General features: G+C 63.1%; 25 protein-coding genes. 3 read left to right on the top strand and 22 right to left on the bottom strand.

Annotated features, from left to right (window positions below):
* Positions 1-24 precede the first annotated feature (24 nt).
* From PQR08_RS16320 to guaB, 15 genes are all read right to left on the bottom strand, one after another.
* Positions 25-1,518 (bottom strand): NCS1 family nucleobase:cation symporter-1, encoded by a 1,494-nt coding sequence (locus PQR08_RS16320; protein WP_035498858.1) that lies wholly within the window; start codon positions 1,516-1,518, stop codon positions 25-27.
* Positions 1,519-1,820: 302 nt separating this feature from the next.
* Positions 1,821-2,567, bottom strand: coding sequence for a GntR family transcriptional regulator (locus tag PQR08_RS16315; protein WP_187604884.1), 747 nt, complete (start codon positions 2,565-2,567; stop codon positions 1,821-1,823).
* Positions 2,568-2,865: 298 nt separating this feature from the next.
* On the bottom strand, positions 2,866-3,789 hold the full coding sequence (gene ldcA, locus PQR08_RS16310) for a muramoyltetrapeptide carboxypeptidase (RefSeq protein ID WP_250483544.1): 924 nt from the start codon (positions 3,787-3,789) through the stop codon (positions 2,866-2,868).
* A complete protein-coding gene (gene tadA / locus PQR08_RS16305; RefSeq protein ID WP_250483543.1) occupies positions 3,783-4,358 on the bottom strand; it encodes a tRNA adenosine(34) deaminase TadA in 576 nt (191 codons plus the stop codon). Before tadA ends, ldcA begins: the two co-directional genes overlap by 7 nt.
* A 5-nt stretch (positions 4,359-4,363) precedes the next feature.
* Positions 4,364-4,756 carry a DnaJ family domain-containing protein gene (locus PQR08_RS16300; RefSeq protein WP_035498862.1) on the bottom strand — a complete coding sequence of 131 codons (393 nt, stop codon included), beginning with the start codon at positions 4,754-4,756 and terminating at the stop codon, positions 4,364-4,366.
* Positions 4,757-5,033: 277 nt separating this feature from the next.
* Entirely contained in the window at positions 5,034-5,792 is a 759-nt protein-coding gene (locus PQR08_RS16295) for an ABC transporter ATP-binding protein (protein ID WP_250483514.1), read from the bottom strand.
* Positions 5,789-6,661, bottom strand: coding sequence for an ABC transporter ATP-binding protein (locus PQR08_RS16290; protein WP_250483513.1), 873 nt, complete (start codon positions 6,659-6,661; stop codon positions 5,789-5,791). Before PQR08_RS16290 ends, PQR08_RS16295 begins: the two co-directional genes overlap by 4 nt.
* The gene (gene nikC, locus PQR08_RS16285) at positions 6,651-7,562 is read right to left on the bottom strand and encodes a nickel transporter permease (protein WP_187604887.1); all 912 of its coding nucleotides are present in this window, start codon (positions 7,560-7,562) and stop codon (positions 6,651-6,653) included. Before nikC ends, PQR08_RS16290 begins: the two co-directional genes overlap by 11 nt.
* 19 nt (positions 7,563-7,581) lie before the next feature.
* The gene (locus PQR08_RS16280; RefSeq protein WP_250483542.1) at positions 7,582-8,613 is read right to left on the bottom strand and encodes an ABC transporter permease; all 1,032 of its coding nucleotides are present in this window, start codon (positions 8,611-8,613) and stop codon (positions 7,582-7,584) included.
* A 32-nt stretch (positions 8,614-8,645) separates the two neighbouring features.
* Positions 8,646-10,214: an ABC transporter substrate-binding protein gene (locus PQR08_RS16275; RefSeq protein WP_250483541.1), complete on the bottom strand. Its 1,569-nt coding sequence runs from the start codon at positions 10,212-10,214 to the stop codon at positions 8,646-8,648.
* Between the two features lie 50 nt (positions 10,215-10,264).
* Positions 10,265-10,828, bottom strand: a complete 564-nt coding sequence (ddpX, locus tag PQR08_RS16270; protein WP_035498870.1) for a D-alanyl-D-alanine dipeptidase — start codon at positions 10,826-10,828, stop codon at positions 10,265-10,267.
* 91 nt (positions 10,829-10,919) lie between these two features.
* Positions 10,920-11,495 carry an RNA 2',3'-cyclic phosphodiesterase gene (gene thpR, locus PQR08_RS16265; RefSeq protein ID WP_250483512.1) on the bottom strand — a complete coding sequence of 192 codons (576 nt, stop codon included), beginning with the start codon at positions 11,493-11,495 and terminating at the stop codon, positions 10,920-10,922.
* Between the two features lie 35 nt (positions 11,496-11,530).
* Positions 11,531-13,114, bottom strand: coding sequence for a glutamine-hydrolyzing GMP synthase (gene guaA / locus PQR08_RS16260; protein WP_187604890.1), 1,584 nt, complete (start codon positions 13,112-13,114; stop codon positions 11,531-11,533).
* A gap of 166 nt (positions 13,115-13,280) precedes the next feature.
* Positions 13,281-14,108, bottom strand: a complete 828-nt coding sequence (locus tag PQR08_RS16255; protein WP_250483511.1) for a hypothetical protein — start codon at positions 14,106-14,108, stop codon at positions 13,281-13,283.
* 15 nt (positions 14,109-14,123) lie between these two features.
* The gene (gene guaB, locus PQR08_RS16250; RefSeq protein ID WP_187604892.1) at positions 14,124-15,584 is read right to left on the bottom strand and encodes an IMP dehydrogenase; all 1,461 of its coding nucleotides are present in this window, start codon (positions 15,582-15,584) and stop codon (positions 14,124-14,126) included.
* A 212-nt stretch (positions 15,585-15,796) separates the two neighbouring features.
* Between guaB and PQR08_RS16245 the strand changes: the two genes are divergently transcribed.
* On the top strand, positions 15,797-16,777 hold the full coding sequence (locus PQR08_RS16245; RefSeq protein WP_250483510.1) for a DMT family transporter: 981 nt from the start codon (positions 15,797-15,799) through the stop codon (positions 16,775-16,777).
* 6 nt (positions 16,778-16,783) lie between these two features.
* Here the strand turns inward: PQR08_RS16245 and PQR08_RS16240 are convergent, their stop codons facing one another.
* Both PQR08_RS16240 and PQR08_RS16235 read right to left on the bottom strand, forming a co-directional pair.
* A complete protein-coding gene (locus PQR08_RS16240; protein ID WP_250483509.1) occupies positions 16,784-17,107 on the bottom strand; it encodes an RnfH family protein in 324 nt (107 codons plus the stop codon).
* A complete protein-coding gene (locus PQR08_RS16235; RefSeq protein ID WP_035498879.1) occupies positions 17,104-17,541 on the bottom strand; it encodes a type II toxin-antitoxin system RatA family toxin in 438 nt (145 codons plus the stop codon). The genes PQR08_RS16240 and PQR08_RS16235 overlap by 4 nt, the downstream gene beginning before the upstream one ends.
* A gap of 119 nt (positions 17,542-17,660) precedes the next feature.
* Between PQR08_RS16235 and smpB the strand changes: the two genes are divergently transcribed.
* Positions 17,661-18,110 (top strand): SsrA-binding protein SmpB, encoded by a 450-nt coding sequence (gene smpB / locus PQR08_RS16230; protein ID WP_035498881.1) that lies wholly within the window; start codon positions 17,661-17,663, stop codon positions 18,108-18,110.
* A 44-nt stretch (positions 18,111-18,154) separates the two neighbouring features.
* Here smpB and PQR08_RS16225 read toward each other — a convergent pair whose 3' ends face one another.
* The 4 genes from PQR08_RS16225 to PQR08_RS16210 all read right to left on the bottom strand — a co-directional run bounded on the left by PQR08_RS16225 (position 18,155) and on the right by PQR08_RS16210 (position 22,397).
* A complete protein-coding gene (locus PQR08_RS16225) occupies positions 18,155-19,081 on the bottom strand; it encodes an SPFH domain-containing protein (protein WP_187604895.1) in 927 nt (308 codons plus the stop codon).
* A gap of 33 nt (positions 19,082-19,114) precedes the next feature.
* Positions 19,115-19,543 (bottom strand): NfeD family protein, encoded by a 429-nt coding sequence (locus tag PQR08_RS16220; RefSeq protein WP_187604896.1) that lies wholly within the window; start codon positions 19,541-19,543, stop codon positions 19,115-19,117.
* Between the two features lie 95 nt (positions 19,544-19,638).
* On the bottom strand, positions 19,639-22,056 hold the full coding sequence (ppsA, locus tag PQR08_RS16215; protein WP_187604897.1) for a phosphoenolpyruvate synthase: 2,418 nt from the start codon (positions 22,054-22,056) through the stop codon (positions 19,639-19,641).
* 44 nt (positions 22,057-22,100) lie between these two features.
* Positions 22,101-22,397 carry a hypothetical protein gene (locus tag PQR08_RS16210; RefSeq protein WP_250483508.1) on the bottom strand — a complete coding sequence of 99 codons (297 nt, stop codon included), beginning with the start codon at positions 22,395-22,397 and terminating at the stop codon, positions 22,101-22,103.
* A 147-nt stretch (positions 22,398-22,544) separates the two neighbouring features.
* On the opposite strand from PQR08_RS16210, the gene ppsR reads away from it, so the two are divergent.
* Positions 22,545-23,363, top strand: a complete 819-nt coding sequence (ppsR, locus tag PQR08_RS16205; RefSeq protein ID WP_035498887.1) for a posphoenolpyruvate synthetase regulatory kinase/phosphorylase PpsR — start codon at positions 22,545-22,547, stop codon at positions 23,361-23,363.
* Positions 23,364-23,369: 6 nt separating this feature from the next.
* Here ppsR and PQR08_RS16200 read toward each other — a convergent pair whose 3' ends face one another.
* Positions 23,370-24,146 (bottom strand): TrmH family RNA methyltransferase, encoded by a 777-nt coding sequence (locus PQR08_RS16200; protein WP_238210451.1) that lies wholly within the window; start codon positions 24,144-24,146, stop codon positions 23,370-23,372.
* Positions 24,147-24,157 lie beyond the last annotated feature (11 nt).

Below are 24,157 nucleotides of genomic sequence, written 5' to 3'. Positions count from 1 at the left end.
CTATCGTTCGTTATAGGTCAAGCTTCACACCGGGCGCTTGCGATCGGCGAGGAAGAAGTAAAACACCGCAGCCAGGCCCGCACCGATGAACCACGAGAAATTCGCGGCGCCTTCGAGCGATGGCAGCATCACGCAGAGAATCGCGATCACGGCGGCCGGCAGGAGCGCCATCACCGCACGGCGGTTCACGCCCTTCGTGTACCAGTACTTGCCTTCCTCGGACACCGAGTAGAGATCGTCCACTGCGAGCTTGCCGCGCTTCACGAGATAGAAGTCGAGGATCAGCACGCCGTACAACGGTCCGATGAAGCTGCCGAGAATATCCAGCGTGTAGTGGATCACGGCCGGGTTGTTGAACAGGTTCCACGGCGTGATGAAGATCGACGCGGTCGCGGCCATCATGCCGCCCATACGCCAGCTGATGAGCTTCGGCGCGACGTTGGAGAAATCGAAGGCCGGCGACACGAAGTTGGCCACGATATTGATGCCGATAGTCGCGATCGTGAAGGTCAGCGCGCCGAGAATCACGGCGGTCGGATGATCGATGCGGCCCACGGTTTCGACCGGATCGGTGATCAGCTGGCCGAACACGGGCAGCGTCGCCGCGGTCGTGATGACGGTCACCAGCGAGAACGCCAGGAAGTTGACCGGCAGACCCCAGAAGTTGCCGCGCTTCACGCTGCGGAAGCTCTTGCAGTAACGCGAGAAGTCGCCGAAGTTGAGCATCGGGCCGGAGAAGTACGACACGACGAGCGAGATCGCGGTAATCATCACGGGAATCACTTCCATGCCGTGATACTTCACGCCGCCCAGATTCAGGCCGATGTTCTTGATGCCCGCGCGCCACACCATGTAGCCGGCGAGCATGAACATCACGACATAGACGGCGGGACCGGCGAAGTCGATGAACTTCTTGATCATCTCCATGCCGCGCCAGAACACGATGGCCTGCAGCACCCAGAGCAGCATGAAGCCCGCCCAGCCGAGCGCCGAGAGCCCGACGAAGCCGTACTTGTGCACATCGGCGTAAGGCATCAGCGACGGCACGAACTTCAGCACGACGATGACGAGCGCGCTCGAAGCCAGGTACGTCTGAATCCCGTACCACGCGACCGCGATGAGCCCGCGAATCACGGCCGGAATGTTCGCGCCGAGCACGCCGAAGGTGGCGCGGCACGCGACCGGATACGGCACGCCGGCCACCTGGCTCGGCTTCGCGATCATGTTGCACAGCGCGTTCACCAGCCCGATGCCGATCAGCAGCGACACCAGCACTTGCCAGCTCGTCAGGCCGAGCGCGAAAAGACTCCCGGCGAACACATAACCGCCGACGCTATGCACGTCCGACATCCAGAACGCGAAGATGTTGTACGCGCCCCAGGTCTGGTTCTTGAGCGGCGCGAGGTCCTCGTTGTAAAGGCGATCGCTGTAACCTGCGGGCAGATTCGGATCGTGTCCTGCTGTCTGCTCTTCGTATTGCGGCAGGGCTGAGCTGCCGGGTGCACTGAACTGGGCCATGACGTCTCCTTCATTGGCTGCTTGCGTAGTGAAAAGATGCAAATGCTGATGTGACGAGCTTCGATCTGATGCCTTCGCTGATATCGGATCGGCGCGGCATTCTTCGGATTTGCGTTTTCGCCCTGCGGCGACTTTCATTTCACGCTCACACGAGCGTCCCGTTCGATGCGGCCCACGCTGCGGATTTTTTGCGCGTGCGACTCTCCGCGTGCCCGGCGCGAGGCGCGGGGCACGGTCTCCAATTATTTAGTCCTGCTATATTCAGCCGATGGCAGATTCTCCGATCTGCCTCGTCATTGCGCTTACGTATCCAGCGCCCTTTCGCGCTCGGCGGGCCTCGTGAATACTTCCTTCAGATCGACGGCGCCGCGCGCCGGCCGCTCCAGCATCTTCAGCTCGACATCGCGCAGATGCTGCGCCATCAGGACGGCTGCTTTCGTGGCGTCGCCGGCATCGAGCGCGGCGAGAATCTCTTCGTGGTCCTCGAACGAGCACGAGCTCTTTCCGAGCGATTCGTACAACGCCGAGATCAGCGTCGAGCGCGCGACGAGCCCCGACAGACATTCGCACAACACCGTATTGCCGGTCAGCGCCGCGAGCTCGGTGTGGAACTCGCCGGAAAGCCGGATCCACGAGGAGAAGTCGTGACTCTCGAATGCGCGGCGCTCTTTGCCGATGGTGGCGCTGATCGACTTCAGCCGGCGCATGCCGTGGCCCTGCGCAATCCGCTCCACCACCGCCAGCTCGATGATGCGGCGCATCTCGAACACTTCATGCACTTCCTGCAGCGACGGGCTAGCGACAAACGCGCCGCGATTCGGCTCCAGATCGACGAGCCGCTCATTCGATAGTTGCGCAAGCGCCTGACGGACCGTGCCGCGCTTCACCGCGAACACCTCGCACAACTGCGCTTCGGTCAGCTTCGCGCCCGGCGCCAGGCGATGCTCGAGGATCGCGGCGCGGATATTTTCGGCGATCGACTCGGCATTCGCCCCGTTCGGCGCGGCCGGTGAAGCATTCGATTCAGCGCTACGGTTGGTGTCGGACATGATGTGCTCGCTTGCATGTTAAGCATCTTAGAATCGACATAAAGATTGTCAACAATTCATTTCGAGATTCTGCGACTCAACGTCTTTTCCGCGGTGTCGAATCCGGCTCTACTCCAGTACAGACGGACCTCTGAGCGAATTCACCAAGTTTTTGTCAGCATTGCCAGCACTTTTTTGTCGACAATCTCATTCTCGGGTCTGTTGCGCGATTGAACCCTGGATGGTGCATAATAAGACCGTTAGTTGCTTATCAAGGTTAAAAATAAGGCGCTCACTTGAGCGCCCTGTTCCTTTCGCGTCAAGCCAGATGCGGATAGTCGGACAGCTTCAACGTAAATCCACGCTCGGTCGCGACGAGGTGAGCAGTCGCACCGAAAGGAAGCGTCAGAAGATTCTCCACATGCCCGAATTGCAGGCCCGTCACCACCGGAATGCCGATCACGGATCTGACCTGCTCGATCATCGCGTCGAGCGAATAGCCGTTGTCGTAATCCGAAAGCCGGCCGCCCGAGAATTCACCCATCATGATCGCCTGCTGACGGCCGAGCATGCCCGACTGATGCAACTGATAAATCATCCGCTCGATCCGGAACGGATGCTCGTTCACATCTTCGATGTAGAGAATCCCGCCTTCGATCGGCGGCATATACGGCGTGCCGACGAGCGACGCCAGAATCGCGAGATTGCCGCCCCACAGCATGCCGGTCGCATCCACGGTCTGCCGCTGCGGCGTCTTGCTCGTCACGATGAAGCTCGAATGGGAAATCGCGTTCCAGAAGTGCTGCATCGTGAACGAACTCGTCTGTTCGGCGCCGAAATCGCCCGCGAACATGGGCCCGCCGAAGCTTTTCACGCCAGCGTGCGCGAAGAGCGCGCACTGGATCGCCGTGAAATCGCTGTGACCGACGATCGCGACCGGCTGATCGGCGAGTCTGCGCAAGCCGAGATAGTCGAGTCCGTGCAGGATGCGCGATGCGCCATAGCCGCCGCGCACCGCAAGTACGATGTCTGGCAACGGCCGCGATGCGTCCGCGAGGCGGTTGAGGTCGGCCGCGCGCTCGGCGTCAGTTCCGCCGAAGCGCTGGAAACGCCGCCGCGTCGCATCGACGTTTTCCAGGCGATGCCCTTCCCTGCGCAATCGCCCGAGGGCGCGCTCCACAGCCGCCGGATCGTGCGGATAGCCAGACGGCGCGACGAGGTCGATGGTGCGTGATTTCACGATATTGTCGTTGGATTCGTTATTGAGCCGGCTTCACGCGCCCGACGCGCATCGCGCTCTTCCCGCGCCAGACGACGCCGCTCGGCGAAGAAATTCTTGAGCGCGTGTCCGCATTCGTCGGCGAGAACGCCGCCCGTCACCGTGGTGTGGTGATTGAGCTGCGCATTCGCGAACATGTCGACGACACTGCCGCACGCGCCCGTTTTCGGGTCCGTCGCGCCATAGACGACGCGCGCGATCCGCGCGTGCATGATCGCGCCCGCGCACATCAGGCACGGCTCGAGCGTCACATAGAGTTCACAGCCCGGCAAACGGTAGTTCTGGAGTTTCTGGGCGGCGGCGCGCAGCGCGGCCATTTCGGCATGCGCGGACGGATCGTGGCCGCGAATCGGATGATTGAAGCCGGTGGCGATGACCTCGTCGCCGAGCACGATCACCGCGCCCACGGGGACTTCGCCCGCGCGACGGGCTTCGTCGGCGGCGTGTTGCGCGAGCGCCATGAAGCGGCGATCGCGTTCGCTGGATGGATCTGCGATGGAAGCGTTCGGCGCGGGATCGGGCGCGTCCGGCATCCCGGTCACTTGGCTTCCACCGCCACACGCGACTGTGCGCGCTCGGAGAGCCGCTCAGCGATGCGCCGACGGTACTCGTGCGGCACGCATCCACCACCACGCAGCGATTCGAGCGCCATGTCGAGCGCGAGCATCCTGGCTTGCAACTGGCAGCGGGCTGCGGGGTCCGTCACCTTGTCGAACTCTTCCTGTAGCCCACGCAGCGCGCGAAGCTGCTCGACGGCGGGCGGGACGAAGCCCGCATTTTTGAGGATTCGATTGGCGACGCGCACTTCCTCGGGAACGAGGACGTCGTCGTCGAAGTGGAGCGGAGCGCCCGCGCCCGGCAAGTTGTTGAACTCGCCACGCGTAGCGGCTTCGTTGATCCGCTGTTCGACCAAAGCATCTAGCAATTTCATCGGGGATTACGACCGGCTTTCACCCGCGAACGGGCGCGGTCTGTCACGATTTCCGTTGGTTAGCTCGAAGTCGGAAGGCAGCCGGAAAACCACGCTCGCGCGTTGTTCGGCACGTCTCGACAATCCAGGTCCTATTCTATCAGCGGCCGCCGAGAGGTTTTCGCGCAACAGGCGCCTGTTCGCGGCGCGTCACCGTATACCGGGCTTATTGCGGTGCATATGCGTCGTTTGCGCAACATGCATTGACTGCCTCAAGGCAACTGTGCTTGTACGATGACTAACCGCCCTGTCCGCGCTCCAGACGCGTCGCGCTTTCGCGCGTATAGCCTTGCGTCGCGAGCAGCAGCCGCCGCGTGTATTCGTGCTCGACGTTGCGCGAGCGCACCGCTTCCACGCCCAGCTGCTCGACGATCTCGCCATTGCGCATCACCGCGACGCGCTGACAGAGAAAGCCGATCACCGCGAGGTTATGGCTGACGAGAATCATCGTCAGCTTGCGCTCGCGATGCAGACGGCGCAGCAAATTCAGAATCTCGGCCTGCACGGAGACGTCGAGCGCGGAAGTCGGCTCGTCGAGCAGCAGGACGCGCGGCTCGACGATCAGCGCCCGCGCGATCGACACGCGCTGGCGCTGCCCGCCCGACAACTGATGCGGATAGCGAAAGCGGAATGCCGGGCCGAGGCCGACTTCGGCGAGCGCATCGAGGATGCGCGCATCTTCGTCGCCGATGCCGTTGATCGCGAGCGGCTCGCGCAAGGTTTTATCGACGGTGAAGCGCGGATGCAGCGCGCCATACGGGTCCTGGAACACCATCTGCACGTCGCGCCTCACGGGACGCGAGCCAGTGCTTATGCTGCCGCCCGCGAGCGGGGTCAGTCCGGCGAGCGCGCGCAGCAAAGTAGACTTGCCGCTGCCCGATTCGCCGACAAGCCCGAAGACTTCGCCCTCCTCCACGCGCAAGGAAACGTCGCGCACGGCATCGACGTGGCCGGTCTTCGTCTTGAAGCGGATGTGCGCGTGCTCGATGTCGATCATCGCGTCGTTCCTTCATCGAGCCACGCCGGGTCGCGGCGCAAGGTCGGCAATTCGTCGGGCGGATTATCGAGCGGCGGGTTCGCTTCGAGCAGCCCGCGCGTGTACGGATGCGTCGCATGAACAAGATCGCGCGCCGCGCACGTCTCGACGACACGTCCGCCATACATCACCGCGACGCGATCGCAAAACGACATCACGAGCGGCAGATCGTGGCTGATAAACACGAGCCCGGTGTCGTGGCGCTCGATCATCTCGTCGAGCACGGCGAGCACCTGCATCGACACGAGGACGTCGAGCGCGCTCGTGGGCTCGTCGGCGATCAGGAGGCGCGGACCGGCGGAGACCATCATCGCGATCATCACGCGCTGGCCCATGCCGCCTGAGAGTTCATGCGGATAAGCATCGGCGACGCGCTGCGGATCGCGGATATGCACCGCTTCCAGCGCCGCGACGATGCGTTCGCGCAGCGCACGCCGGCTCTCTCGCACGCCTTGCCGCACGAAGGTTTCGCGCATCTGCTGTGCGACGGTCATCACCGGATTGAGCGAGTACTTCGGGTCTTGCAGGATCATGCTCATGCGTGTGCCGCACAGGCGCCGGCGCTCTTGCGGGCGCATCGCGAGCAGGTCCCGGTCTTCGAAGCGCAGCGCCTTCGCCGACCATTTCGCCTCGGGCGGCAGGAGCCCGAGCAGCGCGCGCCCCGTCAGCGATTTGCCCGAACCCGATTCCCCGACGATCCCGAGCCGCTCGCCCCGCCGCACCGTCAGCGACACGCCGCGCACCGCGGGCACGAGCACGCCGTCGTGGCCCGCGAAGGCCACTTCGAGCCCGTCGATCTGCGCCAGCACATCGGACACGTCAGCCTCCATGACGCGGATCGAAGACGTCGCGCAGACCGTCGCCGAGCAGATTGAAGGCGAGGCTCACCGCGAGGATCGCGAGACCGGGGATCGTCGCGACCCACCAGGCATCGAGCAGCACATTGCGGCCCGACGCCACCATGTAGCCCCATTCCGGGCTCGGCGGCTGCGCGCCCAGTCCGAGAAACCCGAGACCCGCGACGGCGAGAATGATGCCGGCCATGTCGAGCGTCGCGCGCACGATCACCGACGACGAACACAGCGGCACGATATAGCGCAGCAGAATGCGCGGATGCGATGCGCCTTGCAGACGCGCCGCGTGGATGTAATCGGCCCGCGCGAGCCGCAGCGATTCAGCGCGCGCGAGACGCGCGTACGGCGGCCATGCGGTGATCGATAGCGCAATGACCGCGTTGAGCACGCCGGGCCCGAGCGCCGCGGCGAACGCGAGCGCGAGCACGATCTTCGGGAACGCGAGCGCGACATCGGTCACGCGCATCAGCGCCGTATCGACGATGCCGCCGCAGTAGCCCGCCACCGTGCCGATCGCGAGGCCGACCGGTACGACCAACACGACGACGAGCATGGCAATCGCCAGCGTGAGACGCGAGCCGTACACGAGCCGCGAGAGGATGTCGCGGCCGAGCTGATCCGTGCCGAACCAGTGCGCCGCGCCGGGCGGCGTGAGACGCTCGGCGAGCACTTGCTGCAACGGGTCCTGCGCGACGAGCATCGGTCCGATTGCCGCGACCACGATGAGCAGCAGCAGAATCGCGAGTCCGAGCATGCTCAGCGGATTCGACGAGAATCGCCGCCAGCGCCGGTAAGCCCGACCGAGCGCAGCCTGGCGCGGGGACGCGGGCGTGTCGGTGAGAAGCCACGTGCGCAAGCTCGTTCGCGCCGGTTTCATCTGGGCAAAATCCTCCATGTCAGCGCGTGCGCGGGTCGAACACGCGATAGAGCGCGTCGGTCAGGAGATTGAGCGCGATGAACGTCGCGCCGATCACGAGCGTGCTGCCGAGCACGGCGTTCATGTCGGCGTTGAGCAGCGCGCCCGTCAGATACGAGCCGATGCCCGGCCACGCGAACACGATCTCGGTCAGCACCGAGCCTTCGAGCAGATAGCTGTATGCGAGCGCGATCACCGTCAGGAGCGGCACCGCGATATTGCCGAATGCATGCCGCCAGATCACGCGGCGCTCGGGCAGACCTTTGGCGCGCGCGGTCGTCACGTATTCCTGGCTCAGTTGTTCGAGCATGAACGAGCGCGTCATGCGCGACAGATACGCGATCGAATAAAACGCAAGCACGCTAGCCGGCAGCGCGATATGCGAAAACGCGTTCCTGAAAACGTCCCATTCGCCGGCCATGATCGAATCGATGAGAAGGCTGCCCGTGCGCGTATCGACCATGCCATCGTAGACGGGATCGATGCGCCCCGGCCCCGACACCCAGTGCAGCCGCGCATAGAACAGCAGGAGGCCCATCAGCGCGAGCCAGAACACCGGCACCGAACTGCCCGCGAGCCCGATCACGCGCGCGATGTGATCGACGATGCGATTGTGCTTCACCGCCGCCGCGACGCCCAGCGGCACGCCGATCGCGATGCCGATGAACGTCGAGAGCGTCGCGAGTTCGAGCGTCGCGGGAAAGACGCGTTTGATGTCGTCGATCACCGGATTGGCCGTCAGCAGCGAGACGCCGAGATTGCCGTGCAGCACGTCGCGCGCGTAGATGACGAATTGATCGATGAGCGGCTTGTCGAGCCCGAGTCTCAGACGCGCGGCGGCATACGCGCTCGCGGACGCGCGATCGCCGAGAATCGCGAGCACAGGATCGATCGGAATCTTGCGGCCGATGAAGAATGTGATCGCGAGCAGGCCCGTGAAGGTGATGACGAGCATCGCGATCCAGTGCGCGAGCGCGAGCCCGATGCGCACGCCGTCCCGATGCGCGCTCATCGCACGCACGCGCTCGATGAACGTGACCGCGCTCACTGCTTCTTGATGTTGCGGTAGGACACGAGATCGTTGATCGGCCCGACTTCGAGACCGGTCACGCCGGGCCGCGCCGCGACCTGCGACACCTTCTGGAACATGATCACGAACGGCGATTTCGCGAGCACTTCACGCTGCATTTTCTCGTAGAGCTGCGCGCGTTTTTTCGTATCGCTTTCGGCCAACGCGGCGTTGGTTTCCTTGGTGAGCTGCGGAATGTCCCACGCGTTGCGCCACGCGAGCATCTTGTAGCTCGATGCATCCGAGTTGTCCGGGTTCCAGACGAAACCCTGCGCGTTGCTGTGCGGATCGATGTAATCCGCCGACCACTCGCCGATATAGATGTCATGCGCCCGCGCCCGATAGCGTCCGAGCGTCTGCTTGTTGTCGCTCGGCATGAGCTGAACCTTGATGTTCGCGAGCGCGAGATTCGCCTGCACGGCCTGCGCGATCTCGCTGTACGGATAGTCGTTGCGCACGTCCATCTTCACGGTGAAGCCATTTGCGAGACCCGCCTTGGCGAGGAGCGCCTTCGCCTTCGCGACATCCTGGTGATACGGGTTCTCGTTCAGCGCGCCGAGAAAGCCTTCGGGCAGAAACGTCTCGTGGACCTTGTAGGTCGTGCGGATCACGTTCTTCTGGATGCCCTGATAGTCGATCAGCCACTTCATCGCTTCCCAGACCTCGGGCTTCGCGAGATTCGGATTCTTGTTGTTGAGGCCGAGATACATGAGCGTCGCCTGCGGCACGGCCGTCGCCTTGATGACGCCGCTCTTCGAGAGCGTGTCGAGATCGTCGGGGCTCAGATCGCGCGCGACGTCGATGTCGCCGTTCTGGATCATGAGGCGCTGGCTCGCCGCCTCGGTCACGTGACGCAGCACGATGCGCTTCATCGCGAGCGGGATGCGATAACCCTCGAAGCGCTGCAGCACGATGCTGTCGTTCGCGGTCCATTTGACGAGCTTGTATGCGCCCGAACCTGCTTCATTGGTCTTGAGCCACTCGTTGCCGTAGTCGCTGCCCTTCGCGTGCGATTCGGCGAGCTTGCGATCCACCACCGACGCCGGCCACGAGCCGAGCACGTTGAGCACGAACGTCGGCGCGTAACGTTGATCGGTCGTGATGGAGACGGTCGTATCGTCCACTTTCTTCACGTTCTGCAGCGCGTTCGCCTTGGTCAGGCCGATACCCGCGAGCACGGCCGCCGCGCCCTTGTCGAGCAGCGCGGTGCGCTGGATCGACCAGGCGACGTCGTCGGCGGTCAGCGGATTGCCGGAGTGGAACTTGAGGCCCGGGCGAATCTTGAATGTAAAGGTGAGGCCGTCCTGGCTCACGGTCCAGGACTCGGCGACATCGCCATTGAATTTCGACGGATCCTTCAGATCGACGCGCACCAGCGGGTCGTACGTGTTCGCGACATATTCCTCCGGCACCAGCTCGTAGATTTCGCCGGGATCGAGCGAGGTGAATTCATCGAGCAGCGTCGCCATGACGAACATGTCCTTCGGCGTGGCCGCCTGCACGCTCTGCAAGCCGGTGAATGCCGTCAGCGCCGAGGCGAGCATGACCGCTGCCAATGCCTTTTTCATGTGATGTCGTCCTGTTGGTTTCGGGTTCACATCAGCCGCAGCGGGCCGCTTTCTTCGTTGTCGATCAGAGCAAGTTCGCGCGAGCCTGGCAATTCGTAATGCCACCACTCGCTTTTGATGTGCGTGAAGCCCGCGCCGTGCATCACGCCGAGCAACAGCGTTCGATTCCGCTGGATGTGCTCCGGCAGGCCGAAGTGAAAATGCTCGGATTCGACGACCATCGCATCGAATCCGGTGCCCATGTCGAGCTCGTTGCCGTCGCGATCGACGAGCGTCAGGTCCACTGCCGTGCCGCGGCTATGGTTCGAGCCACGGCCGAGTTCAGCGATGAAGGTCGGATCGGGCAGGAAGTCCCACAACACTTTTTGCGCTTGCGGCGGACGATAGGCGTCGAAGATCCGCAGCGTCATGCCGATGCTCCGCGCGATATCGACGGCTTTGCGTAACGCGGCTTCGGCGGGTTCCAGCAGCAGGCAGTGCTGTGCCTTGTAGATCGGCTTGCCGGTGAAATTGCGATCGGTGGCGTAGACGAGATCGATCTGGACGTTGTGCGTTTCGGGCGTGATGTGCAGGAGACGGGACCGGGTCATGTAAGCGCTTCGTATCGATTTATTCCGATACACGAACCTTAACGCCTTAGAAAAATCCGCGAAACCCTTTATTTTGGGTGGTTCCGACGGCTCACGATACGAGCGGCCAGCGCGCGAGGACTTCGTATTGCGACCGGCCGAGCAGGCTGCGCACGAGCACGAACTCGCGCGCGGTCCATGCGATGGGCTCGACGGGCTGGCGCGCGATGCGGTGCTCGTCGTAGAGCAAGGTTACGTGGGGCGTGAAGCGGGGATGGCGCTTGAGTGCGATGCCGGCGGTTGCGAGCGCTAACCCGAGGGTTTGTTCGAGGGCGTCGAGTGGCACGGTGACGTCGCCTGAGAGAACGAGCGGGCGTTTCGCGCGGCGGCCGGAGAAGCTTTCGATGCGGTCGAGCGTCAGTTCGATGGGCGGCGATGTAATTTGCGAAGCCGCGATGTGTGCTTGCTTGAGGACATCGGCGGGGATGCCTGGGAAGGCGCCGAGATAATGCAGCGTGACGTGAAGGCGATCGGAGGGAATCGGCGTCGCCTTCAGCTTGTGGTCGATGCGCAGACGAGCCGCCAGTTCGGTGATTCGGGTGGCGGCGGCTGCGTCGGGATAGAGCGCGAAGAAGAGCGAGTCGGTGAGTGGCTCGCTCGGCGTGTGACCGGGTGCGTGGTCATCCATGCGCCCGACTCGCGCTCAATGTGATGCGACGACGCTCACTCCCACTCAATCGTCGCAGGCGGTTTCCCCGAGATGTCATACACCACCCGATTGATTCCCCGCACCTCATTGATGATGCGGTTGCTCACATGCCCCAGCAACTCATGTGGCAGATGCGCCCAATGCGCCGTCATGAAGTCGAGCGTCTGCACGGCGCGCAGCGCGACGACATACTCATACGTGCGGCCATCGCCCATCACGCCGACGCTCTTCACCGGCAGAAACACCGCAAACGCCTGGCTCGTGAGGTCATACCACGACTTGCCCGTTTCCTTATCGATGGTGTTACGCAGCGTCTCGATGAAAATCGCATCCGCGCGACGCAGCAGATCCGCAAATTCGCGCTTCACTTCGCCGAGAATCCGCACGCCGAGACCCGGCCCCGGGAACGGATGTCGATACACCATCGCGTGGGGCAGACCGAGCTTCACGCCGAGCTCGCGCACTTCGTCCTTGAAGAGTTCGCGCAACGGTTCGAGCAGCTTGAGATTCAGCGTCTCCGGCAATCCGCCGACATTGTGGTGGCTCTTGATGGTGTGCGCGCCCTTCTTGCCCTTGCCCGCCGACTCGATCACGTCCGGATAGATCGTGCCCTGCGCAAGCCACTTCGCATCGGTGAGCTTGTCCGATTCCTTGTGGAACACCTCGACGAACTCCGCGCCGATGATCTTGCGCTTCGCTTCCGGATCGGTCACGCCCGCGAGCTTCTGCAGGAATTCCGCACTCGCGTCGACGTGAATCACTTTCACGCCGAGATGATCCGCGAACGTCGACATCACCTGTTCCGCCTCGTTCTGACGCAGCAAGCCGTGATCGACGAACACGCACGTCAACTGGTCGCCGATCGCGCGATGCAAAAGCGCCGCCGCCACCGACGAATCGACGCCGCCCGACAAACCAAGAATCACATGCTCGTTGCCGACCTGCGCGCGGATCTTCTCCACCGCCTCGTCGATGTAATGGCCCATCTCCCAGTCCGCCTGCGCGCCGCACAGTTCCAGCACGAAACGGTCGAGCATCGCGCGGCCCTGCACCGTGTGCGTGACTTCCGGATGCCATTGCAGGCCGTAGAAGCGACGGTCGTCGTCCGCCATCGCGGCGATCGGGCACGACGGCGTCGAGGCCATCAGCTTGAAGCCCGCCGGCAAGTCGACGACTTTATCGCCGTGGCTCATCCACACCTTGAGCATCGACTCGTCCTTACCGCTCTTGAAGTCCTCGATGCCTTCCAGAAAACCCGTGTGATTCAGCGCCTGTACTTCCGCATAGCCGAATTCGCGCACGTTGCCCAGTTCGACCTTGCCGCCGAGCTGATCGGCCATCGTCTGCATGCCGTAACAGATGCCGAGCACCGGCACGCCGAGATCGAAGACGATTTGCGGCGCGCGCGGCGACTTCGCCTCAGTGACGGAGTTCGGACCGCCCGACAGGATGATGCCCTTCGGAGCGAATTCGCGGATGAAGGTCTCATCGACGTCGTACGGATGGATCTCCGAGTAGACATGCGACTCGCGGATGCGCCGTGCGATCAGCTGGGTGACTTGGGAGCCGAAATCGAGAATCAGGATTTTGTCGTGCATGGCTGCGGCCAAAGGCTAAGTGAACGAATAATGTCTGTGCGGCCGGAACGCGACGTCGCGCGGCCCGCCTTCAAATAAATCGACGGCCGGCGCATTGGCCGACCGTGCTTGTCCTGCGTGTTTCCGATGCTGCGCTCGCGTGGCTTGCGGCATGCGCTTCGCGCCCTCAACGTGGTGCGTGGCTCGCGTCGGGCGCGAGCGGATCGGCTCTTCGGCCCGTCGCCGGATCGATCTCGCCGCTGATCACGGGCTCGATGCGCTTGCCGGTGACCGGATCGACCGCGCGGCCCGTCACCGGATCGAGCGTGCCGCCCGTAACGGGATCGACGGCGCCGTCCGGATGCGCGCGCACCGCGGCGGATGAGATCGGCGAAGCCGGATCGAGCGGACGCCCCGCCGAATCTATCGTACGACCCGAAACCGGATCGATGGCCGTCGCTTGCGGTGCGCGCGCCGCGGGACGCACCGCGGTATCGATCGGCTCGACGCGCGCCGAAGGCACCGTGGCGCTCGTGCGAACATCCTCGCGCTTTTGCGCCGCCTTCTTCTCCGCGCGCTGGGCGGACACAGCGCCGGCCAGCGCCGCGCGCTCGCGTCGCCGCACCGCCGACGACAGCCTCACGCTGCCCAAACCGAGCACGAGCAGCACGGCGCCGACCACCGCCGCGCTGATCTGCCCGAAGCCATCGACCTGCGGCGCGTGCAGCCCGAGCAGCCAGACCAGCACCACGACGCCCGAGAGCCACTGCACGTGACCCGAGACGCGGGCGGCCCGGGCCGTCAATGCGCCATCGACGGAAGCATGAAACGCGAGCCACGACAGCCCGATGAGCGCGATGCCGAGCAGTTGCCCGGCGAACACCGGTTGCACGCGGATCGAATCCAGTTGCAGCGCGCTGTACAAGCCGGCCCACGGCGTCAGCAGAAACAGCAGGCCGAACGCCAGAAAAATCAGGGCATTGATGACGAGCACGACCCGCAGCAACGGTTTCATGATCGCTCCGCGCGATTAGTCGACGTGATAGTTGGGTGCTTCCTTCGTGATCTGCACGTCGTGCACATGCGACTCGCGCATGCCGGCCGCCGTGATCTGCACGAATTCCGCCTTCTCGTGCATTTCGTTGATCGTGCGGCAACCGCAATAGCCCATGCTCGCGCGCACACCGCCGACGATCTGGAACAGGATCGCGTTGACCGAGCCCTTGTAGGCCACACGGCCTTCGATGCCTTCCGGCACGAGCTTGTCGATGTTCGCCGAGTTGTCCTGGAAGTAGCGGTCCGCCGCGCCGTCCTTCATCGCGCCGACCGAACCCATGCCGCGGTACGACTTGTACTGACGGCCCTGATACAGGAACACGTCGCCCGGCGATTCTTCCGTGCCCGCGAGCATGCTGCCCATCATGACGACGTTCGCGCCCGCCGCGAGCGCCTTCGAGACGTCGCCCGAGAAGCGCACGCCGCCGTCGGCGACGACCGGCACGCCGGTGCCGCGCAGCGCTTCGGAGACGTTGGCGATCGCCGTGATCTGCGGCACGCCGACACCCGCGACGATCCGCGTCGTGCAGATCGAGCCCGGGCCGATACCGACCTTCACCGCGTCCGCGCCGTATTCGACGAGCGACTTCGCCGCCGCCGCCGTCGCGATATTGCCGCCGATGACCTGCACGTGCGGGTAATTCTGCTTGACCCAGCGCACGCGTTCGAGCACGCCCTGGCTGTGGCCGTGCGCGGTATCGACGACGATCACGTCGACGCCCGCCTGCGCCAGCAGGTCGACGCGCTCTTCATTGTCCGGACCGACGCCCACCGCCGCGCCCACACGCAGCTTGCCGTCTTCGTCCTTGCAGGCGTCCGGGTTCTCTGTCTGCTTGGTGATGTCTTTCACGGTCATCAGGCCGCGCAGCTCGAACGCATCGTTGACGACCAGCACGCGTTCCAGGCGATGGCCGTGCATCAGCGCCTTCGCTTCGGCGAGCGAGGTGCCTTCCTTGACCGTCACGAGACGCTCGCGCGGGGTCATGATGTTGCGCACCGGCTCATCGAGACGTTCTTCGAAACGCAGGTCGCGATTCGTGACGATGCCGATGAGTTGCGCGCCCTCGACCACCGGGAAGCCCGAAATGCCATGCTGCTGCGTCAGCGCAATGACGTCGCGCACACGCATCTGCGGCGGAATTGTGATCGGATCGCGCACGACGCCCGACTCGAAGCGCTTCACTTTCGCGACTTCGCGGGCCTGTTCCTTGGCGGTGAGATTCTTGTGAACGATGCCGATGCCGCCCATCTGCGCCATCGCGATGGCGAGCCGGCCTTCGGTGACCGTGTCCATGGCGGCGGACACGAGAGGCATGTTCAGGGAAATATTGCGGGTCAGCTGTGATTTCAGGCTGGTGTCGCGCGGGAGAACGCTGGAAAACGCGGGCACGAGGAGCACGTCATCGAACGTGAGTGCTTTCTGGATCAGACGCATGGCAAATCCTATGGGCGCAAAAGCAGATTATACCGATAGTTCCCTGCATTTTCACTGCCCGAACAGCAGCTTAGGCCGTTCAGCCGCAAAATCCGGGCCGTCCGCGCCCGCGTGCCGGGCGCTCGCGCATGTGCAGTTTTCGACAAGACAGGCGCCCGCGGCCCACGCTACGCTTCGTGCCGTCAGATGAAATAACGACAGGGAGTCGGGCAATGCAGCGCGGTGTGATGTACGGAATGGCAGCGGGAGCGATCTGGGGCTTCATCTTTCTCGCGCCCCGGCTCCTGCCGGATTTTTCGCCGCTCGCGCTGAGCGTCGGACGCTATCTGATGTACGGCGCCGTGTCGCTCGCGGTCGCGCTGCCGTTCGCCCGCAGGCTCTTCGCCAAACTCACGCGCGCCGATTTCATCGCGCTCGTGAAGCTGGCGCTGGTCGGCAACCTGCTCTACTACATGCTGCTCGCGAGCGCGGTGCAACTGGTGGGCGTCGCGCCTTCGTCGCTGATCGTCGGGATTCTCCCCGTCACCGTCACGCTTGCCGGACGGCGCGACCACGGCGCAATCGATCTCAGGCGGCTCGTCGGACCTTTGCTGCTCGTGCTGGCCGGCATCGCGTGCATCAACCTGGACGTGTTCAGCGACGTGGTGTCGTCGTCGGGCGGTAGCGAGCATGCGGCGAGCGTGCTCACGCGCCTGACCGGTCTCGCGTGCGCCCTCGGCGCGCTCGCATCGTGGACGTGGTACGCGGTCGTCAACGCACGCTATCTGCAAGCAAATCGCCACTTCGACGGTAACGAGTGGTCCGTGCTCTGGGGCATCGTGACGGGTCTGCTGGGCCTCGTGCTCGGCGCCGTCGTCTGGATGCTGCCCGCGGGCACGGTTCAGGCGAGCGTGCCGGCCGCGCGCTGGCACGTGTTCTGGATTGTGTGTTTCGCGCTGGCGACCGGCGGTTCGTGGCTCGGCAACATGCTGTGGAATGCGGCGGCGAAACGCCTGCCGCTCACGCTCGCAGGTCAGATGATCGTCTTCGAAACGCTCTTCGCGTTGCTCTACGCTTTCGTCTACGACGGCCGCTGGCCGCGTACGCCGGAAGTGCTCGCGATCGTGCTGCTGCTCGTGGGCGTGCTCTGGTCGGTCAGACAACACACGCTGGAGCCCGCGCCGGCGGGCGCGAAGGAAGCGCCCGCGCATTGAAAGGGCTCAGCGCGAATCCTTCGAGTGCCACTTGCGCCCTTCGATCGAACCAGCCTTGCGCGCCTTGTCGACGCGACGCTGGCGCGCGGCCTTCGGATCGACTTTCAACGGCCGATAAATCTCCACGCGATCGAAGTCGGCGAGCGCCGCGTCGAGCGCCTTCGCCTTGCCGAACACGCCGACCTTTTGCGTCGACAGATCGATATCGCGATGGACGAGCAGCACGCCGCTCGCATCGATTGCGTCGCGCAGCGTCGCGCCCTCGCGCAACTCGACACGCTTCAGAAACGCGCGATCGGGCAGACCGTAGCAGACGTCGATAAGCATCATCGCTTGCCGTAGCGCTGATCCGCGCGCTTCACGAAGGAATCGACGAACGTGTTGGCGATATGGCTGAACACCGGCCCGATGAGTTTCTCCAGAATCACATTGGAGAATTCGTAGTGCAGCGCGAATTCGATCTTGCACGCGTCCGCGCGCAGCGGCGTGAAGCGCCAGTAACCGGTGAACTTCTTGAAAGGGCCGCTCAGGAACTCCATATCGATGGTGGTCGGACGCTTCTGCGTGTTGCGCGTCGCGAAGTGCTGCTTGATGCCCTTGAAGCTGATGTCGATCTTCGCTTCCATGCCGTTCTCATCCTGGCGGCCGATTTCGACGCCGCCGCACCAGGGCAGGAAATTGGGGTAGTCGGCGACATCGGTGACGAGGTCGAACATTTCTTCCGCCGAATGGCGGATCAATACGGTTTTCTGGACGTCTGCCATATAGGGCGCAGCGGTGGCTGAATTGGGCTGCAACGCGCAAGAGAACTCGGCCGGAGTTCGTCTGCCGGACGGCACGCTGCTAAAATCGTGATTTTAAACGAGTTGGGCACTTTCCATTCATGAGCATCATCGACAACAGAAAAGCCTTCTTCGATTACTTCGTCGAAGAGCGCTACGAGGCCGGTCTCGTGCTCGAAGGCTGGGAAGTCAAGGCGCTGCGCGCGGGCCGAGCGCAAATCAAGGAAGGCTATGTCGTGATCAAGCACGGCGAGCTCTTTCTGATCGGCACGCATATCAGCCCGCTGCCCGAGGCATCGAAGTTCGCCAATCTGGATCCGGTGCGCACGCGCAAACTGCTGCTGCATCGCGACCAGATCGACAAGCTCATCGGCAAGGTCGAGCAACGTGGGCACACGCTCGTGCCGCTCAACTTCCATTACAAGGACGGCCGCGTGAAGTGCGAGATCGGGCTCGCGAAGGGCAAGAAGCTGCACGACAAGCGCGAGACCGAAAAGAAGCGCGACTGGGAACGCGAGCGCGGGCGCCTGATGCGCACGGCATCGCGTTAAACGAATCGGGGCGCCTTGAGCGCCCCGTTTGCTTTTGCCGCGCGTCAGCTCTTCTTGATGACGCCGCCGCCCTCGCCTCTCACGATGGTCAACGCCGACGCGATCATCGAACTCATATCGGACAGGTTGCCCGGCACGATCAGCGTGTTGCCCGTTTTCGCAATATTGCCGAACGCGCCGACATACTGCTCCGCGATCTTCAGGTTCACCGCTTCCATGCCGCCCGTCGTCTGAATCGCCGTGCCGACTTTCTGAATGGCTTGCGCGTTCGCCTCGGCCACCGCGAGAATCGCCGACGCCGCGCCCTGCGCCTGATTGATCGCCGCCTGACGCTCGCCCTCGGACTTCTGGATCGCGGCTTCACGCGCGCCGGCGGCCAGATTGATCTGTTCCTGCTTGCGGCCTTCGGATGCGGCGATCAGCGCGCGCTTTTCGCGCTCGGCGGTGATCTGCGCCTGCATCGCGTGAAGGATTTCCTTCGGCGGCGTCAGGTCCTTGATCTCGTAGCGGAGCACTTTCACGCCCCAGTTCGACGCGGCTTCGTCGAGCGCATTCACGATGCTCTGGTTGATGAAGTCGCGCTCCTCGAACGTCTTGTCGAGCTCCAGCTTGCCGATGACCGAACGCAAGGTCGTCTGCGACAACTGCGTGATCGCGAACACGAAGTTGCTCGAACCGTACGACGCCTTCATCGCGTCCGTCACCTGAAAGTACAGCACGCCGTCGACCTGCAACTGCGTGTTGTCGCGCGTGATGCACACCTGGCTCGGCACTTCGAGCGGAATCTCCTTCAGCATGTGCTTGTAGGCGATGCGATCGACGAACGGCAGCACGATGTTGAGACCCGGCGTGAGCGTCGCGTGATAGCGGCCGAATCGCTCCAGCACCCAGGCATGCTGTTGAGGAACGATCTTGACCGTGTTCACCACGATCACGATGGCGATGATGAGCACGATGAGCGCGAAATACATTGTGTGACTCCTTCTTATAGTGAGCGAGCGTGTCTAGCGTTTGGCCGCGACGATCAGCCGGTTCCCGTCCAGCGCCGTGATGCGGTAATACCGCGCGCCTTCGGTTTCGCCCGGCGCGAGTTCGACGTCCCACTGCGCGCCGCGATACATTGCGCGCGCGTGGCCATCGCGCCATTGATCCACTTCCAGCGTCGCGCCGATATCGAGATTCACGGCCGCATCCCGCGATGCATCGCGCCCCTTCCAGCTACCGAAGCGCGAGCGCCGCAAAACCACGACGGCGATCAGCGCGATGACGGCCGCCGCGCCCATCTGCACATGCGGCAGCGCGCCGGACACATAAGCGATGCCGCCCGCGATCATGCCCAGCGCGATCATGAGCAGATAGAACGTGCCGGTGAACAGCTCCGCGACGATCAGCGCGCCCGCCGCGACCCACCAAATCAGTCCACTCGTTAGCATCGCCGGTCTCCAAACGAAAACACCCCGGAGAAGTCCGGGGTGTTTTTATAGCACGCTCGCGCCTTTCCGAAAGCAACCGGAAAGGCGCTGCTGACTTATTTTGACAAGGTCTTCGCCAGTTGCTGCCATGTCTCGATGATCGTGTCCGGATTCAGCGACATCGATTCGATGCCTTCCTTCGCGAGCCACTCCGCGAGGTCCGGATGATCGGACGGCCCCTGTCCGCAGATGCCGACGTACTTGTTCAGCCGCAGACACGTTTCGATCGCGCGCTTGAGCATGAACAGCACCGCTTCGTCGCGCTCGTCGAAGTCCGCCGCGAGCAGTTCCATGCCGGAGTCGCGATCGAGGCCGAGCGTGAGCTGCGTCAGATCGTTCGAGCCGATCGAGAAGCCGTCGAAGCGCTCCAGGAACTGCTCCGCGAGAATCGCGTTGGACGGCACCTCGCACATCATCACGAGCTTCAGATCGTTCTTGCCGCGCTCGAGACCGAACTTCTTCAGCAGTTCGATCACGCGATCCGCCTGATTCAGCGTGCGCACGAACGGCACCATGATCTGCACGTTGTCCAGACCCATTTCCTCGCGCACCTTCTTCAGCGCGATGCATTCCATGTGGAACGCTTCGGCGAAGTCTTCCGCGATATAGCGCGACGCGCCGCGGAAACCGAGCATCGGGTTTTCTTCATCCGGCTCGTAGCGCGAACCGCCGATCAGCTTCTTGTACTCGTTCGACTTGAAGTCCGACAGACGCACGATGACGGGCTTCGGATAGAACGCGGCCGCGATCGTGGCGATGCCTTCCGTCAGCTTGTCGACGTAGAACGCACGCGGCGACGCATGACCGCGCGCAACGCTCTCCACCGCCTTCTTCAGATCGGCGTCGACGTTCGGGTACTCCAGAATCGCCTTCGGATGCACGCCGATGTTGTTGTTGATGATGAACTCGAGCCGCGCCAGGCCGACGCCCGCGTTCGGCAACTGCGCGAAGTCGAACGCGAGCTGCGGATTGCCGACGTTCATCATGATCTTGACCGGAATCTTCGGCAGTTCGCCGCGCTGCACTTCCGTGACTTCGGTTTCGAGCAGGCCGTCGTAGATCTTGCCTTCGTCGCCTTCCGCGCACGATACCGTGACGAGCGCGCCTTCCTTCAGCACGTCGGTGGCGTCGCCGCAGCCGACCACGGCCGGCACGCCCAGTTCACGCGCGATGATCGCCGCGTGGCACGTACGTCCACCGCGGTTCGTCACGATGGCCGATGCGCGCTTCATCACCGGCTCCCAGTTCGGGTCGGTCATGTCGGCGACGAGCACGTCGCCCGGCTGCACGCGTTCCATTTCCGACGGATCGTGAATCACGCGCACGGGGCCCGCGCCGATCTTCTGGCCGATGGCGCGGCCGGTCGCCAGCACGTTCGACTGACCCTTCAACTTGAAGCGCATCTCGGCCTTGCCGGACGCCTGGCTCTTCACCGTTTCCGGGCGCGCCTGGAGAATGAAGATCTTGCCGTCGCGGCCGTCCTTGCCCCACTCGATGTCCATCGGACGCTCGTAGTGTTTCTCGATGATCACCGCGTACTTCGCGAGTTCGATCACGTCTTCGTCGGTGATCGAGAAGCGGTTGCGCTGCTCGTGCGGCACGTCGACGGTCTTCACGCGGCCCGGCTCGCCCGGCTTCGTGAACTCCATCTTGATGAGCTTCGAGCCGATCGAGCGGCGGATGATCGGGTACTTGCCCTGTTCCAGCGTGGTCTTGAAGACGTGGAACTCGTCCGGATTCACCGCGCCCTGCACGACCGTCTCACCGAGGCCGTAGCTCGACGTGATGAACACGGTTTCCTTGAAGCCCGATTCGGTGTCGATGGTGAACATCACGCCCGCCGCGCCGACGTCCGAGCGGACCATGCGCTGCACGCCCGCCGACAACGCGACTTCGGCATGCGTGAAGCCCTTGTGGACGCGATAGGAGATGGCGCGGTCGTTGTAAAGCGACGCGAACACGTGCTTCATGCGATCGAGTACGTCCTCGATGCCGACCACGTTCAGATAGCTTTCCTGCTGGCCCGCGAACGATGCGTCCGGCAAGTCCTCGGCAGTCGCGGACGAACGCACGGCGAACGAAAGCTCTTCGGGCGAGCTGTTCTGGAGCACTTCGAAACCGCGGCGGATTTCGTCTTCGAGACGCGGCTGCATCGGCGCGTCGACGATCCACTGGCGGATTTCCTTGCCGGCTTCGGCAAGGGATTTCACGTCGTCGACGTCGAGCGTCTCGAGACGCTTGGCGATGCGCTCGGTCAGGTCGTTGTGCTGGAGGAAGTCGCGGAACGCGAGCGCAGTTGTGGCAAAGCCTGTCGGCACACGAACGCCCGCTTCGGAAAGCTGGCTGATCATTTCGCCGAGCGACGCATTCTTGCCACCGACGATTTCCACGTCGGTCATTCGCAACTGCTCGAATGGAACTACATACGCCTGATCCTTTGCGACATCTTTCGCAACATTAACTGCGTTAGTCATACAAGCCCCTAAGGTGGATGGAATTCACGATCGCACGAGTGGGCTCATATGCGGCGGCGCTCATTGGAAGCGCGGCCGCATCTCGTACAACCTGTTTGATAAACCATCGGGGAGCGCGTCACCGGAGCCGGGCGCGTTGCAAAAAGAAGCGGGACGTCTGAAATCTGCTCGAAATCGTAGGTTTTTGCTGCCAAAACCGACGAACCCACCGCGATTTGACGAAAATCCGAATCAATTTGTCCGCAATTGCTTATCGAACAGGTTGCCGCTATTCTACCGTGCCGATTCTCAATTTGTTTCGGCAGAGACAGTAATTCCACGGCAAAATCGAAGTCTTTCACGCCGCTCGGTTCGCCGGCGCACACCGCTGGGCAACCAATGTAACACAGGCGCTTTCGTGAGCCGTGCAGGGCGTTCCCGCGGTCTATTTCGCGTGTTACCGTTTGAGCGCGCCCGCCTCAACTCGTTCCCCATTTGGTCTTTTGCCGATGCCGCCTTCCGTATTCATCGTTTCCGACGGGACCGGGATCACTGCCGAAACCTTCGCGCATTCGATCCTCGCCCAGTTCGATCAAAAATTCCGGCTCGTGCGCGTGCCGTTCGTCGATTCGATCGACAAGGCGTACGCGACGGTGGAAAAGATCAACGAGGTCGTGGACCTCGATGGCCGCCGTCCAATCGTCTTTACCACGCTCGTCGACAGCGCGTCGAATGAAGTCGTCAAGGGCTGCAACGCGCTCGTCCTCGACATGTTCCAGACCTTCATCGAGCCGCTCGAGCACGAACTGGAAATGAAGTCGACGCACGCGATGGGCCGCGTCCACCAGAACGCCGACACCGAGGAATACAAGAATCGCATCGAGGCGATCAACTTCTCGCTCGCGCACGATGACGGCCAGTCCAACCGCAACCTCGCCGATGCCGATGTCATTCTGGTCGGCGTATCGCGCAGCGGCAAAACGCCGACGAGCCTCTATCTGGCGATGCAATATGGCGTGAAGGCCGCGAACTATCCGCTGATTCCCGAAGACTTCGAGCGCGGCAAGCTGCCTACGCCTTTGCTCGAACATCGGGCGAAAATGTTCGGTCTTTCGATCGATGCGCAGCGGCTCGCCGAAATCCGCAACGAGCGTCGCCCGGGCAGCAAGTACGCGGCGTTGGAGAACTGCCGCTACGAGATCAACGAAGCCGAGATGATGATGAAGCGCGAGGGCGTCAAGTGGCTTTCTTCGACGCACAAGTCGATCGAGGAAATCGCCACGACGATCCTGCAGGAGATCAAGCCGGAACGCCCGTCGTATTACTGATTTTTCTCAGCGCTGCTGGCGGCACTGCTCGAAAAGACAGATCGCCGCCGCGGCCGCCACGTTGAGCGACTCCATCCCGCCCGGCTGCGGAATGGTCACGCGATGCGTCACGGCATCGCGCCAGACCTGCGACACGCCCGCGCCCTCATTGCCGAATACCCACGCCAGCGCGCCCGACAGATCGCAATCGTAGAGCGCGACCGCGCCATGCGAATCGGTGATGGTCACGGGCGCATCGAGCCGCGCGATCAGATCCGCGGAATCCACGTCTTCGAAAATATCCAGCAGGAAGTGCGCGCCCATGCCCGAGCGCAGTACTTTCGATGACCACGCGTACGCGGTGCCCGGCGCGCAGAACACACGCGTGATGCCCGCCGCCGCCGCGCTGCGCAGAATCGAGCCGACATTGCCCGCGTCCTGGATGCCGTCGAGAATCACGCAGGTTTCGGCGACGCGCGCGGGTAGTTCGGCATCGATTTTCTCGACGAGCAACAGCATGCCGACGCCGTGCACGACGCTCGAAAGCTGTCCGAAGAGCGCGTCCGGCAACACGACGACACGCTTCTCCTCGATACGCGCGACGATGTCGCGGGCCTCTTCATGCGTGAGCGCGCCTTCGGTGACCACGCACGTTTCGGGCTGTCCGGCTGCATCGAGATAGGCCGACGCCAGATGCAGGCCTTCGAGCAGCGCATGGCCGCTGCGACGCTGCTGCGCCGTCGAGCCGGCCAGCGCCTTGATGCGCTTATAGAGCGGATTGTCCCGCGAAGTGATGGATTTCACGTTGAATTGAG

It is taken from the genome of Caballeronia jiangsuensis (assembly GCF_046030135.1).
GTDB classification, from domain to species: domain Bacteria; phylum Pseudomonadota; class Gammaproteobacteria; order Burkholderiales; family Burkholderiaceae; genus Caballeronia; species Caballeronia jiangsuensis.
This window is presented reverse-complemented; position numbering and strand designations above follow the sequence as displayed.